At 62.3% G+C, this 15,399-nt stretch carries 12 protein-coding genes and 1 tRNA gene; 11 read left to right on the plus strand and 2 right to left on the minus strand.

Annotated features, from left to right (window positions below):
• Positions 1-83 precede the first annotated feature (83 nt).
• From ABD833_RS01555 to ABD833_RS01570, 4 genes are all read left to right on the plus strand, one after another.
• On the plus strand, positions 84-1,016 hold the full coding sequence (locus tag ABD833_RS01555; RefSeq protein ID WP_345070515.1) for an NAD(P)/FAD-dependent oxidoreductase: 933 nt from the start codon (positions 84-86) through the stop codon (positions 1,014-1,016).
• Positions 1,017-1,279: 263 nt separating this feature from the next.
• Positions 1,280-1,537 carry a hypothetical protein gene (locus ABD833_RS01560; protein WP_345070517.1) on the plus strand — a complete coding sequence of 86 codons (258 nt, stop codon included), beginning with the start codon at positions 1,280-1,282 and terminating at the stop codon, positions 1,535-1,537.
• A gap of 14 nt (positions 1,538-1,551) precedes the next feature.
• A complete protein-coding gene (locus ABD833_RS01565; protein WP_345070519.1) occupies positions 1,552-2,733 on the plus strand; it encodes an ABC transporter permease in 1,182 nt (393 codons plus the stop codon).
• 250 nt (positions 2,734-2,983) lie between these two features.
• The gene (locus tag ABD833_RS01570) at positions 2,984-4,243 is read left to right on the plus strand and encodes a PP2C family protein-serine/threonine phosphatase (RefSeq protein WP_345070520.1); all 1,260 of its coding nucleotides are present in this window, start codon (positions 2,984-2,986) and stop codon (positions 4,241-4,243) included.
• Between the two features lie 303 nt (positions 4,244-4,546).
• Here the strand turns inward: ABD833_RS01570 and ABD833_RS01575 are convergent, their stop codons facing one another.
• A complete protein-coding gene (locus ABD833_RS01575) occupies positions 4,547-6,016 on the minus strand; it encodes an O-antigen ligase family protein (RefSeq protein ID WP_345070521.1) in 1,470 nt (489 codons plus the stop codon).
• A gap of 54 nt (positions 6,017-6,070) precedes the next feature.
• Positions 6,071-7,144, minus strand: a complete 1,074-nt coding sequence (locus ABD833_RS01580; protein ID WP_345070522.1) for a GumC domain-containing protein — start codon at positions 7,142-7,144, stop codon at positions 6,071-6,073.
• A gap of 126 nt (positions 7,145-7,270) precedes the next feature.
• On the opposite strand from ABD833_RS01580, the gene ABD833_RS01585 reads away from it, so the two are divergent.
• From ABD833_RS01585 to ABD833_RS01615, 7 genes are all read left to right on the plus strand, one after another.
• A complete protein-coding gene (locus ABD833_RS01585; RefSeq protein WP_345070523.1) occupies positions 7,271-8,800 on the plus strand; it encodes an oligosaccharide flippase family protein in 1,530 nt (509 codons plus the stop codon).
• Positions 8,801-9,441: 641 nt separating this feature from the next.
• A complete protein-coding gene (locus ABD833_RS01590; protein ID WP_345070524.1) occupies positions 9,442-10,572 on the plus strand; it encodes a glycosyltransferase family 4 protein in 1,131 nt (376 codons plus the stop codon).
• 261 nt (positions 10,573-10,833) lie between these two features.
• Complete coding sequence (locus tag ABD833_RS01595; protein ID WP_345070525.1) at positions 10,834-11,466, plus strand: polysaccharide deacetylase family protein; 633 nt, start codon at positions 10,834-10,836, stop codon at positions 11,464-11,466.
• A gap of 3 nt (positions 11,467-11,469) precedes the next feature.
• Entirely contained in the window at positions 11,470-12,582 is a 1,113-nt protein-coding gene (locus ABD833_RS01600) for a glycosyltransferase (protein ID WP_345070527.1), read from the plus strand.
• A 114-nt stretch (positions 12,583-12,696) separates the two neighbouring features.
• Positions 12,697-13,464, plus strand: coding sequence for a TatD family hydrolase (locus ABD833_RS01605; protein WP_345070528.1), 768 nt, complete (start codon positions 12,697-12,699; stop codon positions 13,462-13,464).
• A gap of 520 nt (positions 13,465-13,984) precedes the next feature.
• Positions 13,985-15,076 (plus strand): asparaginase, encoded by a 1,092-nt coding sequence (locus tag ABD833_RS01610; protein ID WP_345070530.1) that lies wholly within the window; start codon positions 13,985-13,987, stop codon positions 15,074-15,076.
• 44 nt (positions 15,077-15,120) lie between these two features.
• Positions 15,121-15,208: transfer RNA gene (locus tag ABD833_RS01615), tRNA-Ser, on the plus strand.
• Positions 15,209-15,399 lie beyond the last annotated feature (191 nt).

The following is a 15,399-nucleotide window of genomic DNA, read 5'->3' on the forward strand; positions in this document are numbered from 1 at the left end:
CGTCCACGGCCCCGGTTTGGTTTCCAACGTTGGGGGCACTGGTTGCCCCGTTTTTGTTTCGCTGCTTTTCACCTGCTTCAGCCATGGCTAAAATTCCCCTGCCCACCTGTTCCACCTACGACATGCTTGTAGTAGGAGCCAGCAATGCCGGCCTGAGCGCCGCCCTGGTACTGGGGCGCGCCCGCCGCCGCGTGTTGGTGCTCGACGGCGGCCCGCCCCGCAATGCCCCCGCCTTTCATACGCACAGCTTTTTTACCCGCGACGGGGCCGCCCCCCGGCAGGTGCTGGGGATTGGCCGGGAGCAGCTGCGCCCCTACCCGGTAGAGGTGTGCGCCCTCGAAGCCCAACAGGCGGCCCTGACGCCCGCCGGCGTTGCCCTGACCCTGACTGGCGGCACCGTAGTGACGGCCGCCGCGCTGGTGCTGGCTACCGGCGTATCCGACGAACTCCCCGCCGTGCCGGGCCTGGCCGCGCTCTGGGGCCGGGGCGTGTACCACTGCCCGTATTGCCACGGCTGGGAAAACCGCTACGGCCGGGTGGTCGTGTATGGCCGCGGCGAGGCCGGCTACCAGCAGGCCGTGCTGCTGCACCACTGGTGTTCGCGCCTGAGTTTGTGTACCGATGGCCCGGCCGGGCTGACCCCGGCGCAACGGACCCATCTGGCGGCGCTGGGCGTGACCATCCTCGAAGCGCCCGTGGCGGCCCTCGACGGTTCTCTCAAGTGCCTGCGGGCCATTGAGTTCGACGACGGCCATCGGGAGCCGGTAGATGCCGTGTTTCTGCGCCCCGCCCAGCGGCAGCGCAGCAGCCTGGCGGCGCAGCTCGGCTGCGCTTTCACCGCCGACGGGGTGTACGTGCAGGTAAACGAGACGGGCCTGACCAGCGTGCCCGGCGTTTATGCCGTGGGCGACATGACCGGCCCTTTCCAGCAGGCTATTCTGGCGGCGGCCAGTGGCACCCGCGCCGCCGCCGCGCTCAACAATGAGCTGATATTCCGCGACAGCGTAGCCGTCTAGGGCGGTTTTTGAGGGGGGATAGTGAGGAGCCGCCAAGCGCAGCTTCCCGGCTTCTGGCCCTATTGCCGGAAAACCGGCCGCAACGGGGCAGGTAGCAAACTGCGCCTGCGCCGGCAGCTGAGGGCTGCCGCCAGGCCCCGACCCCGACAGCTCGTGGTATTCTTATCCCCAGGCCGCTGCCGGGCGCTAGATTCTGCCGCCGGACATTTCCCTTTCCCGCCGCGCCGCGCTACATTTGCTGGCCTCACCTGCCCTCCGTTTCCGTGACCGACCCCGAATTCGACATTCTCGACGAGCTGTACTTCGTTACTTCCTTCCGCGATCTGGCCCAGAAAACCAGGCAGCCCGTCCCCGCGCTCGAAAACCAGCTGCGCGGCCTGCTGGAGCAGGAGTACGTGAAGTGCTTCTACCCCGATCCGGATACCGAGCTGGCCTACGAAATCACCTCTTTCGGCGCTATCGGCCGCGACTGCTACTACCTGGCCACCAAGGCGGGACTGCTGGCGCACAACACCCGGTAGCAGCAGTGACGACCGTGCCGGCTTCTGCTGCTCCCGCCCGGGCGGTGCCCATTGCGCGGGCGCCGGGCTACTACGTGCGGCAGCGCCTGCTCCAAAACCGGCCCGCCATGCTCGGGCTGGGCTTTATTCTGCTGTGCGCGCTGGTTGCGCTGGCCGGCTACTGGGTGCTGCCCGACAACTCGCCCGACGCCAACAACGGGGTGGTGCAGCTGCAGAAAGAGCCGCCCGGCTTCACGGCTACCCTGCTGCGCCTGCCGCTGCCCGACTCAGCCCGCCCAGCGGCCGACAACGCGCTGCGCACCTGGCAGCAGGGCCGGGAGCCGCGGTTTCGGGATGCGCCCATCGGGAGCTACCGGATAGTAGGCGACTCCGTGCTGATTGAACCCTACCAGAACCACAGCGCCCTGGCCGAATTGCCGAAGCGCTACTCCCTGGCCGAAGTAGCCGGCCGCCCCGGCTCGGCCGCGGAGCTGAGTCAGCTAGTAGAGCAGCAGCACATTGTCCGGCGCACCTACTGGCTGGGCACCGACAAAGCGGGCCGGGACGAGCTGAGCCGGCTGCTGCTCGGCACGCGCATCTCGCTGGGCATTGGCCTGGTGGCGGTGCTGATTTCCCTGGCTCTGGGCATGCTGGTAGGCGCCCTGGCCGGCTACGTGGGCGGCTGGGTCGACAGCCTGCTGCTGGGCGTGATGACGGTGGTGTGGAGCATTCCGGGCATCATGCTGGTTATTGCCATTTCCCTGGCCCTCGACAGCCGGGGCGTCTGGACGTCGTTTATTGCCGTGGGCCTCACCATGTGGGTTGATGTGGCCCGGGTGGTGCGGGGGCAGATGCTGGGCCTGCGCGAGAAGACCTTCGTGGAAGCCGGCCGCGTGCTGGGCCTGCCCCAGAGCCGCCTGATCATGTGGCACTTGCTGCCTAACATGACGGGCCCGCTCATAGTCATTGCAACCAGTAACTTTGCGGCGGCCATTCTGCTCGAAGCGGGCCTGAGCTTTCTGGGCCTGGGCGTGCAGCCCCCGGCTCCCTCGTGGGGGCTGATGGTGAACGAAGGCTTCCAGCTGCTGGGCACCGAAGCCGGGCTGTGGCTCACGCTGCTGCCGGGCTTGGCTATCAGTTTGCTGGTGCTTAGCTTTAACCTGCTCGGCAACGGCCTGCGCGACGCCTACGACCCCAAAACTCCCCTGGGAAGCTGATTGGTTTTTGGTTGTTGGTTGTTGGTTTTTGGCCCCGGCCGTATTCTCGACTGCCAAAAACTCCCCTGGGAATTGGTTTTTGGGGTGTGGTTTTTGGCCCCGGCTGAAATTCCAACCAACCAAAAACAAACAACCAAAAACCAACCCCCCCCCCTGGGAATTGGTTTTTGGGGTGTGGTTGTTGGTTTTTGGCCCCGGCTGAAATTCCAAACAACCAAAAACCAAAAACAAACAACCAAAAACCAAAAAAATGCCTGATTCCAATCTGCTCCATTCTACTACTGACGTGCTGGGCCTGCGCAAACAGCTGCTGCTCAAAAAGCAGGAGCTGAACGCTTTGCTGGAAATCACGCAGTCCATCAACCTGGATACCACCGAGGACGCCCTCTACAAGATATTTCAGTTTACCCTGCTCGGGCAGCTGAACATCCGGCGCATCGTGGTGTACCTGAAGGAGGAAAACCAGTGGCAGTGCATGGTTTCGTTCGGCTACCAGCTAGCCGACTTTCGCAAGCTTGCCCTGCCCGAAGTCATCATCGATAACTGCACCGAGGTGCCCTGCCCGATAGCCGCCTATCAGCTGGGGCCGCAGTGGCAGCAGCTCGAAACCATTATTCCGGTGGTGCAGAAGGGCGCGGTGCTGGCCTACGTGCTGATCGGTAACGTGCAGGAGGACTATGCCAACGAAGAAGCCACCAGCTTTCTGCAAACGCTGAGCAACATCCTGATCGGGGCCATCGAAAACCGGCGCCTGAACCGCCAGCGGGTAGCGGCGGCAGCCATGCGCAAGGAAATCGAAATTGCTCAGGAAGTGCAGAACATGCTCTTTCCCCGTAAGCTGCCCAACGATGCCCACGTGGCCGTGCACGCCAGCTACGTGCCCCATACCGCCATTGGCGGCGACTACTACGACGTGGTCAACATCGACCAGGATAAGTTTATGTTCTGCGTGGCCGACGTGTCGGGCAAGGGCGTGCCGGCGTCGCTGCTCATGTCGAACTTCCAGGCCGGGCTGCGCACGCTGCTGCGCCAGCACGTCGATCTGGCCACCATCGTGCACGAGCTCAACCACCTGCTGTTCCGCAACTCGGGCGGCGAGAAGTTCATCACCGTGTTCTTCGGCATCTACGACCGCACCACGCGCCACCTGCAGTACGTGAATGCCGGCCACAACGACCCCATCCTGCTCACCGACTCCGGCCCGGTGCAGTACCTGAAAACCGGCACCGTGATGCTCGGCATCATGGAAGAGCTGCCGATGCTGGACGTGGGCGAAACCGAAATTCCGCCCCACTCGCTGCTGCTCAACTACACCGACGGCCTCACGGAAGTGTTCAATACCAACGGCGACGAGTACGGGGAAGAGGGCCTTATTGCCCTGATGCGCCGCAACCGCTACCTGCCGCTGGCCGGGCTGCACAAGGAAATGCTGCGCGAAATCGAAGCCTTCAACGTCAACAAAACCCAGTTCTCCGACGACATCACCATCCTGAGCTGCCGGTTTAAGTAGGGAATTAGTAATTAAGAATTAGTAATGAGGAATTAGCAGGGCCGACGCTTCTCCGCAAGGGTGAAGGCGTCGGCCCTGGTGCGTTTGGCAGAAGTTGCAGGAGCTGCTGCAATAGCCTGAATTCAGATCAACCGCACTGTGTAGAGCCGACATGCTCCTATTGATTCAGAAGGCCCTTTGCTTTTTTAGAAACACAGGAATCTTGTTCAAAAGCAGCTTGGCCATTCTGCGAAACTGCCTTCAACGCCTCAAATCGGCCCTCCATTTTATAGTGCGGTTAATCTGAGCCTGAATTCTTAATTACTAATTCTTAATTACTAATTCCTTCCCCTCCTCTTCCTCAATCCAGCTTTCGGCCCGGATCAGAATGGCCAGGGCGATGTAGAAGAAGGAGCCGATCTTATCGACTTCGACCAGCTCGTTGAGCAGCAGGTGGAAGATGATGATGACCAGCGACAGGCCGGCGGCCAGCACTACGCGCTGGTGCTGGGGCGAGCGGGTGCGGTGGTACAGGGTTTCGACCATCACCAGCGCCGTGCCGAACAGGACGACGAAGAGCAGGAAGCCGGGCAGACCCTGCTCGGCCAGCTGCAGCAGGAAGTAGTTGTGGGTGGTCGACTTCTCCGGGTTGTCGCTCACGTAGGTGCGGAAGCTCTTGACGGTGTAGCGCTTGTACTCGGGGTAGAAGGTGCTGGGGCCGCTGCCGGTAATGGGCTTTTCGCTGATCATGCGCGCCGCCGCCACCCACCGGTACACCCGCTCCATGCCCGATACGTCTTCCAGCTTGTAGGTGGCTTCGAGGTGCTTCTCGAAGTTGTGCCCGTTGAAAATGGTTTTCTCGAAGTCCGGGGCGTAGAGCATGTAGTTGTGCTGGCTCATGAAGTAGGACGCCCCGCTCAGCGCCGCAATGGCGGCTCCGGCCAGCACCAGCCGGGTCAGGCGCAGCCGTAGCACCAGGTAAAACAGGCCCGCCAGCGGCAACGCCAGAATAGAGGCCCGGGTGTAGGACAGCAGCACGCCAAAAACCAGAATGCCCAGCGCCACCCGCCAGAGCGTCCGCGGCAGGCCGGGCTGCGGCGAGCGGGCGGCGTAAAACGCGTAGGGCACCAGCATGGCCGCCACCACGCCGTAGATAACGTGGTTGATGTAGAAGGGCTGAATGGCCCAGTTGATGGAGTCGAAGGAAAAGCCTTTGGTGGCGTGGCGCGAAGCCGTGTACAGCACCGTAATAACGGCGCTGCTGACGTAAAAGGCCACTACCCGCCACACGTCGGCCGGGCGCCGCACAATGGTCAGCGTGACGAACACAAACGGCACGATATACCACAGCTTGGCCAGCAGATACTTCACCGACTTCACCGGCGAGACGGAAAACACCGTCGAGACCACCGACCAGAGTAGGGCCAGGGCCATGATGATAACCAGCGGGTGGGCCCAGAACCGGGCCGGGACGTGGGTTTTGCCCAGCACCACGCTGACCCCGAAGCACCCCAGCAGCACCAGCATCAGGGGTTCGGAAGGCACGTCCATACTCAGGCCGCCGGGCAGCCCGATTTCCCGGGAAAAAGCCAGCAGAAACACCAGCAGGTAGTATACCCAGCGCCAGTCGACCAGCAGCACGGCCACCCCCAGCACCAGCAGGGGCAACCCCAGCAGCGCCGGCATCCGGAGCAGCAGCGCCGCCGCGCCGGCCGGCAGCAGCAGGCTAATGAAGACCACGAACAGCCGCTGGGCCTGGTCGCGGGGCCACAGGCGCTCCAGCACTGACTCCATGGGAATTATGAATTATGACTTATGAATTGGGGGCATGGGCTCTGAATTCAGAATTCATAATTTTTTACCCACGCTCAGGTTGCCGCGGTACAGCTCCAGCAGGGTGATAAAAATCACCGCCAGCACCAGCGTAATCAGCACCGAGGAGAAGACGATCAGCCAGCGCACGGGTTTCGATTTCTTGGTGGCCGGGAAAGCTTTCTGCACCACGTAAATCGAGGAAATCTTGCCGCTGATGGCTAGCTGAGCCGATTCGTAGGCGCTGCGGGCCCCGATCAGGCGGCCCTGAATATCGTTGAAGCGGGCGTAGAGCGTCGACAGCAGATCGGTGCCGGCCACGTAGTTTTCCAGGTTGAGCAGGTTGCCGCCGTCGGCCTGGGTGAGGCCTTTCAGGGCCCGGCGCAGCCCCGCGGCCCGACGGGAGTCGCCTTCGCCCTCGGCCCGGCGCAGGTCGGCTTCGGTTTCAATGATTTCCTTGGCCAGGTAGCGCGACTCGCGGTCCATGCCGTAGATGCCGTAGCGGCGGCGGCCCTGGATGAGGCTGTCGCGGGTGGTGGCGTATTCCTTTTCCAGAAAGTCTTTCCGCTCGCGGTACAGCTCGATGATGTTGCGGCGGTTTTCGACCGTGAGCTGCTGGTTGATGGAGTCGATAACCTGGGTCAGGGTATTGGTGATTTTGGCGGCCAGCACCTTGTCGCGGTCCTTGAAGGTGAGCTCGATGGCGTCGCGGTCGTTGTGCACCACCGTCAGGTTGCCGTTGAATTCATCCAGGGCCCCCTGATCGGCCTGGTCGTCGCCGGGCTGGCCGGTCTTATAGTGCTTGTGCAGCCTGAAGCGCCGGATGATCAGCTCGGCCACGGTCTGCGACTCGCCGATGGTGATTACGCGGTCCAGGTCTTCGGTCCGGCCCCCCAGCTCGAGCTTGCCGCCCTCCGTCACGATGCGGTCCGGGTCGGTGGTGTTGGGATTGGTGGGGTAGAAGACGGCCGTGGACTTGTAGATATTGGGCAGCAGCAGCGCCACAACTACGCTGCCAGCCAGCGCCAGCCCAACAGCGGTAATGACCAGGAACTTCCACCGATTGATAACGGGCCATAGGCCCAGCAACGAATAGGAACGGGATGACATGCAGTAAAGAAAGGGCAATAAAAGCCGCGCGGGGCCGGTTTTCGGGGAGCAGCGTGGGCAAAGCTACTCGATTTTCTCCGCATTGAGTAGTGCTAAAAAGCCCCGGCCCACGGGCTGCAAATTCCAGTGGGGGAGCCGTCGGCGCCGCGGGCCGCGGGTGGCCGTGACGGCCGGGAAGGAGAAAAAAGACGGGCACCCGGGGGTTTTTCCATAATTTCGCCGCCCCATCCACGTTCTGGCCGCATCAAAAAGTTTTTCGGAAATATCAGCTTCGTCGTGCTGCTCAACCTGCTGGTGAAGCCGGGCTGGGTGGTGGTCGAAAACCTGGTGCAGGACCGCCTGGGCCACGCCGCCTTCGGCACCTTCACGGCCCTGTTTGCCTTCACCCTGATCTTTGCTTCCGTGTCGGACCTGGGCCTGACCCAGCTGACCACCAAGCGCGTGGCGGCCAGCGCCGAATTTCTGCCCGAATACTTTCCGACCATTCTGCCCTTGAAAGGCGGGCTCTCGGCCCTGTTTCTGGGGTTGATGCTGCTCACGGGCTGGCTGATCGGCTACCGCGGCCACCTGCTCACGCTGCTGGCCCTCACCGGCTGCGGGCTGCTGCTCACCCAATACACCGGCTTTCTGCGCGGCACCCTGCAGGCCCACCAGCGCTTCACTACCGATGCCCTGCTGTCGGTGCTGGAAAAGGCCCTGCTGCTGGCGCTGGTGCTGGCGCTGCTCACGGTTGGGCTCACGCTCGACAACTACGTGGTGGCCCGCTCGGCCGCGACGCTGTTTACCTTCGTGGTGCTCTACGGGCTCATCACCCGGCTCTACGGCTTCGTGCGCTACCGTCTGCGCTGGTCCCAGGCCCGCACCGTGCTGCGCGCCAGCCTGCCCTTCGCCATGATTACGCTGCTCTACGGCCTCAATGAGCGCATCGACATGGTGATGCTGGAACGCCTGGCCACGCCCGCCGAAGCCGGCTACTACGCCGGAGCCTACCGCTGGGTCGATGCCATTATGATGTATATGTGGACGGTGCTGCCGCTGTTCTTCGCCAAGTTTGCCCGCGCTACCGACCAGCCCGCCGAGCAGCAGGAGCTGCTCTGGTTCGGGCAGCGCATCGTCACGGTGCCGCTGCTGTTCGTGTGCGCCTTCGTGCTGTTTCGGGGGGAGGTGCTGTTCTGGCAGTTCACCCACAGCACCCCCGCCGAGCTAACCCACATGACGGTCAGCCTGAAGATTCTGTTCGTCAACGTGCTGGTGCACGCCTTTTTCGCCATCTACAGCACCCTGCTCACCAGCACCGGCCAGGAAAAGCCGGTCAGCTGGCTGGTCGGTATCAGCATCCTGCTGAACGTGGGCCTGAACCTCGTGCTGCTGCCCCGCTACGGAGCCGTGGCCGCCGCCCTGGATACGCTGCTGTGCGCTGTGTTCGTATCCGGGGGCTACCTGTGGCTGGTCGGCCAGCGGTCCGCCGTGCAGATTCCGTGGGCGCTGCTGGCGCGGCTGGCGCTGGCGTTCGGGCTGCTGTGCGCCACGTTCTGGGGCCTGCGCCTGCTGCTCAACCAGTGGCTGCTGGAAGCAGTGGGGGCGGGGCTGGTCTTCGTCGGTATTCTCTTCGCCAGCGGTATCGTGAAGCTCAGCGAGCTGAGGAAGGGCAGTTGATAATTAACAATTAACAATTAACAATGAACAATGAGCAATGAACACGTCGGCTGCCGTTCTTTATCTGGCGTCAGCTTGCGAAGAACCTTATTCCGTTGGTACGAGTCGTTGTTTCGAGTAGTGTTCTTATCCCATAAGGTCCTTCGTAAACTTCAGGATGACAGTCAACAGGCTCATTAACAATTAACAATTAACAATTAACAATTAACAATTAACAATTAACAATGAGCAATGAACACGTCGGCTGCCGTTCTTTATCTGGCGTCAGCTTGCGAAGAACCTTGTTCCGTTGGTACGAGTCGTTGTTTCGAGTAGTGTTCTTATTCCATAAGGTCCTTCGTAAACTTCAGGATGACAGTCAACAGGCTCATTGATAATTAACAATTAACAATTAATAATTAATAATGAGCAACGAACACGTCGGCTGCCGTTCTTTATCTGGCGTCAGCTTGCGAAGAACCTTGTTCCGTTGGTACGAGTCGTTGTTTCGAGTAGTGTTCTTATCCCATAAGGTCCTTTGTAAACTTCAGGATGACAGTCAACAGGCTTATTGACAATTACTCATTGCTCATTGATAATTGTTCATTGCTCATTGATAATTGCTCATTGCTCATTGATAATTGTTCATTGATAATTGCTCATTGAAAATCGCCGTTAACGTCCGCTTTCTGCTGCCCGGCGACAAGCTTGAGGGCATCGGGCGCTTCACCTACGAAACGCTCCGCCGCCTCGTGCGCCAGCACCCGGAGCACACCTTCCACTTCCTTTTTGACCGCGCCTACGACCCGCGCTACCTCTTCGCCGCCAACGTGGTGCCGCACGTGCTGTATCCTTCGGCCCGCCATCCTTTTTTGTTCGTGGCCTGGTTTGAGGGAGCCGTAGCGGCCTGGCTGGCCCGCCACCGCCCGGCCGTATTCCTGAGCCCCGACGGCTTCACTACCCTCAGCACCCGCGTCCCCCGCGTAACGGTGATGCACGACCTGGCCTTCGAGCATTTTCCGCAGGATGTGGGGATGTTGCAGCGCCGGTACTACCAGTATTTCGCGCCCCGCTTCGCCCGGGCCTCCCGGGTGCTGGTAGCGGTGTCGGAAGCCACGAAGCAGGACCTGATAGCTACCTACGGCATTGCCGCCGACCGGATCCGGGTGGTCTACAACGCGGCCGACAACCATTTCCGGCCCCTGCTGCCGACCGCGCAGCAGGACGTGCGCGACCGGTTCGGCGCCGGCAAACCCTACTTTCTGTTCGTGGGCGCCCTGCAGCCGCGCAAAAACCTGGTGCACCTGCTGCGGGCCTTCGACGCATTCAAAACCCGGACCGGCTCGCCGGCCAAGCTGCTGATTGTGGGCCGCACCGCCTGGAAAGCGGGTCCCATGTTCGACGCGTACCAGCAGATGCAGCACCGCACCGCCGTCCACCTCACCGGCCGCGTCACCGACGAGGAACTGGTCCAGCTCTACGCGGCGGCGCTGGCTACGGTGTACGTGCCCTACTTCGAGGGTTTTGGCATCCCGATCATTGAAGCCCAGGCCTGCGGCTGCCCCGTTATCACCTCCGATTGCAGCAGTATGCCCGAAGTAGCCGGCGACGCCGCCCTGCTGGTCGATCCGTTCAGCGTCGGGTCCATTGCCCGGGGCCTGGAAACCATGCACGCCGACGCGGAGCTGCGCCAGCGCCTGATAGAGCGGGGCTTCCGCAACACCGCGCGGTTTTCCTGGGACCAGAGCGCGGCGGCGCTGTGGCAGGCAGTTTTGCAGGCAACGGACAAGTAAGAATTCGGCACCCTCGGTCTGCCTTTCGGCCTGTCGGGCAACAGCAGGGCTGGGCTGTTCCACGCCCTTTTCCAGTATCTTGCCCGCGCTTCGGGCATTTTCGGAATCAGTGTTGAGGTAACGCGAAGTTGTACTTCGCGACTTGTTGCCCGCCGTCAGCAACGGGCTGCGAAGTGAAACTTCGCGTTACAAGTGACCCGTAGAAACGGCTCTGGTTCACCCAATTCTTAACTTTTCATTCTTAATTACTAAGTAAAAAAAGTGCGTCTGTTCCGAATGCCGGCTCCCGTACGGCGCTTACTGCCCGACTGCCTCTGGGAAATGCCCGGCCCCGACCGCACGCTCTACCTGACCTTCGACGACGGCCCCGTGCCCGAAGAAACCCCCTTCGTGCTGGCCCAGCTGGCGGAGTACGATGCCCGGGCTACTTTTTTCTGCGTGGGCGAAAACCTGGTCCGCCACCCCGGTATTGCCCGCGCCGCCCTGGCCGCCGGCCACCGCCTGGCCAACCATACCCACCACCACATCAGCGGCTGGAGCCATTCGCAGGCGGACTTTCTGACCGACGTGGCCCGCTGTCAGCAGGAGCTGAACCGGCTGCTGCCCGCCCCGGAAGCCCGGCCGCTGCTGCGCCCGCCGTTCGGCCGGATCACCCGGCCGCTGGCCCGCGCCCTGAGCACCAGCCACCAGGTGGTGATGTGGGACGTGCTGACCTATGATTACGACCGCGACTTCCCGGCGTCGCAATGTCTGCAGTCGGCCATCCGCCACTCCCGGCCCGGCTCCATTGTGGTGTTTCATGACAGCGTGAAGGCCCGCCGCAACCTGCGCTACGTGCTGCCGCGCTACCTGGCGCACTTTGCCGGGCTGGGCTTCCGGTTCGCTGCCCTTTAACCCATGCCGGCGCTGCTCATCCTCTACTTCAGCCTGTGGTTTCTGCTGCTGGCCACGGCTATCCTGCTGTTCTGGCGGCGCCGGCCCCCGGTCGCGGCACCGCTGGCGGCGCCGCTGCCCCGCGTCAGCATTCTGATTGCGGCCCGCAATGAGGAAGCCGCCATCAGCCGCTGCCTGCACGCTATTCGCCGGCTGAGCTACCCGGCGCACCTGATCGAAGTACTGCTCGGCGACGATGCCTCCACCGACCGCACGGCCCTGGTGGCGCAAGCGGCCATGCAGGGCTATGGGGGCCACTTCCGCTGCCTGCCCATCACCGATACGCTGGGTACTGCCCGGGGCAAAGCCAACGTGCTGGCCCACCTCACCCGCGCCGCCACCGCCGACTTCTTCCTCATCACCGACGCCGACATTGCCGTGCCGCCCACCTGGGTCGAAGGCCTGCTGGCGCCCGTGCTGACCCCGGAAAGCCGCGTCGGGACCGTCACGGGCCTCACGGTGGTGCAGGGGCCGCGCCTGTTCGATCAGCTCCAGGGGCTCGACTGGCTGCTGTCGTTGGGCCTGGTGCAGGTGGTGTCGGACCTGGGCCGGCCCGTGACGGCCATGGGCAACAACATGCTGGTAACCCGCGCCGCCTATGAGTCGACCGGGGGCTACGAAGCATTGCCGTTCTCCGTCACGGAAGATTTCGAGCTCTTCAAGGCCGTGCTGGCCCGGGGCTTCACCTCCCGCAACCTGTTTCAGCCCCTGATACTCGCCATTTCCCTGCCTATGGCCACGCCCCTGGGGCTGATTCATCAGCGGCGGCGGTGGCTGCGCGGGGTGGAGGACCTGCCGGGCTGGCTCCAGGGAGGGCTGATTTTCTACGGCGCCTTCTACCTGCCACTGCTGATCCTGGCCGGGGTGGCCGGCCCGGTGGCCGCGCTCAGTGTTCTGGGGGCCAAAATGCTGGTGCAGGGCATCCTGGCGCACCTGTGCTTCCGCCGGGCGGGGCTGCGGCTGCGCTGGGCTTTGCTTCCCGCCTTCGAGGTGTACACCGTGGCCCTCACGTTGGGCCTGGGTTTGTTCCGGCTGTTGCGGTTCCGCTTCGACTGGAAAGGCCGGCAGTATGGGTAGTGCCTGGTGCCTGGTAATCGTTTTCACCCTTCACCCTACGCCGCGCCGATAAGTAGCCACCGGAATTAACTTTGCCCCCACCCGCCCATTCCTTCCAGGCCCCAGGCCCCAAAAATGCACTTCACCGACTCCCACGCCCATATTTACTCCGAGCAGTTCAAGCCCGACCGCGACGACGCTCTGCGCCGCGCCTTCGAGGCGGGCGTCACCACCATCGTGATGCCCAACATCGACCACACCAGCGTGGACGTGATGCTCGAAACCGAAGCTAACTATCCTCAGCAATGCTTTGCCATGATGGGCCTGCACCCCTGCTCCGTGGGTCAGGACTTTCAGCGGGAGCTGTACCAGGTGGAGGACTGGCTGAACAAGCGCCCGTTTGCGGCGGTAGGGGAGTGCGGCCTCGATCTGCACTGGGACAAAACCTTCTTCGCCCAGCAGCAGGAAGCGCTGCGGGTGCAGATCGGGCTGGCCAAAAAGCATAGCCTGCCACTGGTGCTGCATACCCGCAACGCCTTCCAGGAAACCGCTGACCTCATCGAAGAAGGCCAGGACGGGACGCTGCGCGGGGTGTTTCACTGCTTTTCGGGGACTAAGGAAGAAGCCGAACGGGCCATCAGGCTGGGCTTCAGGCTGGGTATCGGCGGCGTGGCTACCTTCAAGAACGGGGGCAGCGACCAGGTGCTGCCCGGCCTCGGCCTCGAACACCTGCTGCTCGAAACCGACTGCCCTTACCTCGCGCCGATGCCCCACCGCGGCAAGCGCAACGAGCCCTCGTATCTGCCGTTAATTGCCCGGCGGGTGGCCACGCTGCTGGGTAAGACCGAAGCCGAAGTAGCCGCCGCCACCACCCGCAACGCTCAGGAGCTTTTTAAGCTGTAGGGTCTTCCCATAGAGTGTGTGGCCAGTAACCGAAAAGAACGTCATGCTGAGCTTGTCGAAGCCTCTCTACCGCTTTTTTGCGGCAAAACGTTCGGTAGAGATGCTTCGACAAGCTCAGCATGACTGTTTCGATGGCTTCAAAGGCCCTTTTAGCTAAGTGTCCACACGCTCCAGAGTGTGTGGCCAGCAACCGAAAAAGACGGTCATGCTGAGCGCAGCCGAAGCATCTCGCGTGCTGATGTCTGATTGCTACTCCAACGACAGCACGCGAGATGCTTCGACTTCGCTCAGCATGACGTTCCTTTGGCCTTACGGTCCACACACCCTGGAACGTCATGCTGAGCGCAGTCGAAGCATCTCGCGTGCTGATGTCTGATTGCTACTCTAACGACAGCACGCGAGATGCTTCGACTTCGCTCAGCATGACGTTCTTTTCGGTTGCTGGCCTTCCCGGCCTCACCGGCCTTCCCGGCCTTCCCGGTCTTCTGCCTTCTGCCCTCACTGCCTACTTTCCCGCCCTATGCCCGTCAACCTGCCCCAGCCTACCAGTATCCAGACCAGTGAAGCGGAAATCGGGGGGCGGCCGGCGGCTTCGGTGCTGGTTATTTATACCGGTGGCACGGTGGGCATGGAGTTTAACCGGCGCGGTGAGCTGGTGCCGATGAAGTTTGAGCAGATCCGCCGCAAGATGCCCGAGCTGCGCCAGCTCCCCATGAACCTGGCGGTGCTGAGTTTGCCCGAAGCCATCGACTCGTCGAACGTGGTGCCTGCCGACTGGCTGCTGCTGGCCCGCATCATCGGCGAAAACTACGCCCGCTACGACGGCTTCGTGGTGCTGCACGGCACCGATACCATGGCCTACTCGGCGGCGGCGCTGAGCTACCTGCTCGAAAACCTGGGCAAGCCGGTCATCTTCACCGGGGCGCAGGTGCCCGTGGGCCGCATCCGCACCGATGCCCGCCGCAACCTGATTACGGCCCTCGACATTGCCGCCGCCCGCCACCCCGTGGCCCGCACCGTGCGGGTGCCGGAAGTATGCGTGTTCTTCAACGACCTGCTGATTCGCGGCAACCGCGCCAAAAAGGTGGAAAGCCAGCAGTACAACGCGTTTCGCAGCGAGAACTACCCACCCCTGGCCCGCGCCGGCATCGAAGTCGCCTTCGACGACAAGCATATTCTGCTGCTGCCGGGCGGCCCCTTGCGCGTTCATCAGCAGCTGGAGGACCGGGTAATCATTCTGAAGCTGTTTCCCGGTATCACGGAACGGGTGGTGCGGGCCATGCTGGAAATCGACGACCTGCGGGGCGGCGTGCTCGAAACCTACGGCTCGGGCAACGCGCCCACCGCGCCCTGGTTCCTGACCTGCCTGCGCGAGGCGCACGAGCGGGGCCTGTTCCTGCTCAACGTAAGCCAGTGCGAGGAAGGCCGGGTGATTCAGGGGCAGTACGAAACCAGCGCCCACTTCACCGACCTCGGCATCATCGGCGGCGCCGACATCACCACCGAAGCGGCCATCACCAAGCTCATGTTTGTGCTGGGTCTGCGCAAAACCGCCGCCGAAACGGCCCACCTGCTCACCTACGACCTGCGCGGGGAAATAACGCTGGTATAGCCCCGGCGTTTGCGTATCCCGAAATTCGGACGTTACTTTGTCCCAGAGAGGTGTCCGAGTGGTCGAAGGAGCACGCCTGGAAAGTGTGTATGGCCCAAAAGGTCATCGTGGGTTCGAATCCCATCCTCTCTACACCAAACCCCGTTTGCAGGCTGCAAACGGGGTTTTTGTTTTTCCGGTGGGCCGCCGGGGGGCCAGCTCCTGCCAATTGCGCCGGACTGTTCCTGTATTTCACTTAGTTGCTAGACCGGTTCCCAAATACCAAAACACAAAAAAACAGACCGTCAGGCTGAGCGCAGCCGAAGCATCTCGCGTGCCGATGT

It is taken from the genome of Hymenobacter fastidiosus (assembly GCF_039539565.1).
GTDB classification, from domain to species: domain Bacteria; phylum Bacteroidota; class Bacteroidia; order Cytophagales; family Hymenobacteraceae; genus Hymenobacter; species Hymenobacter fastidiosus.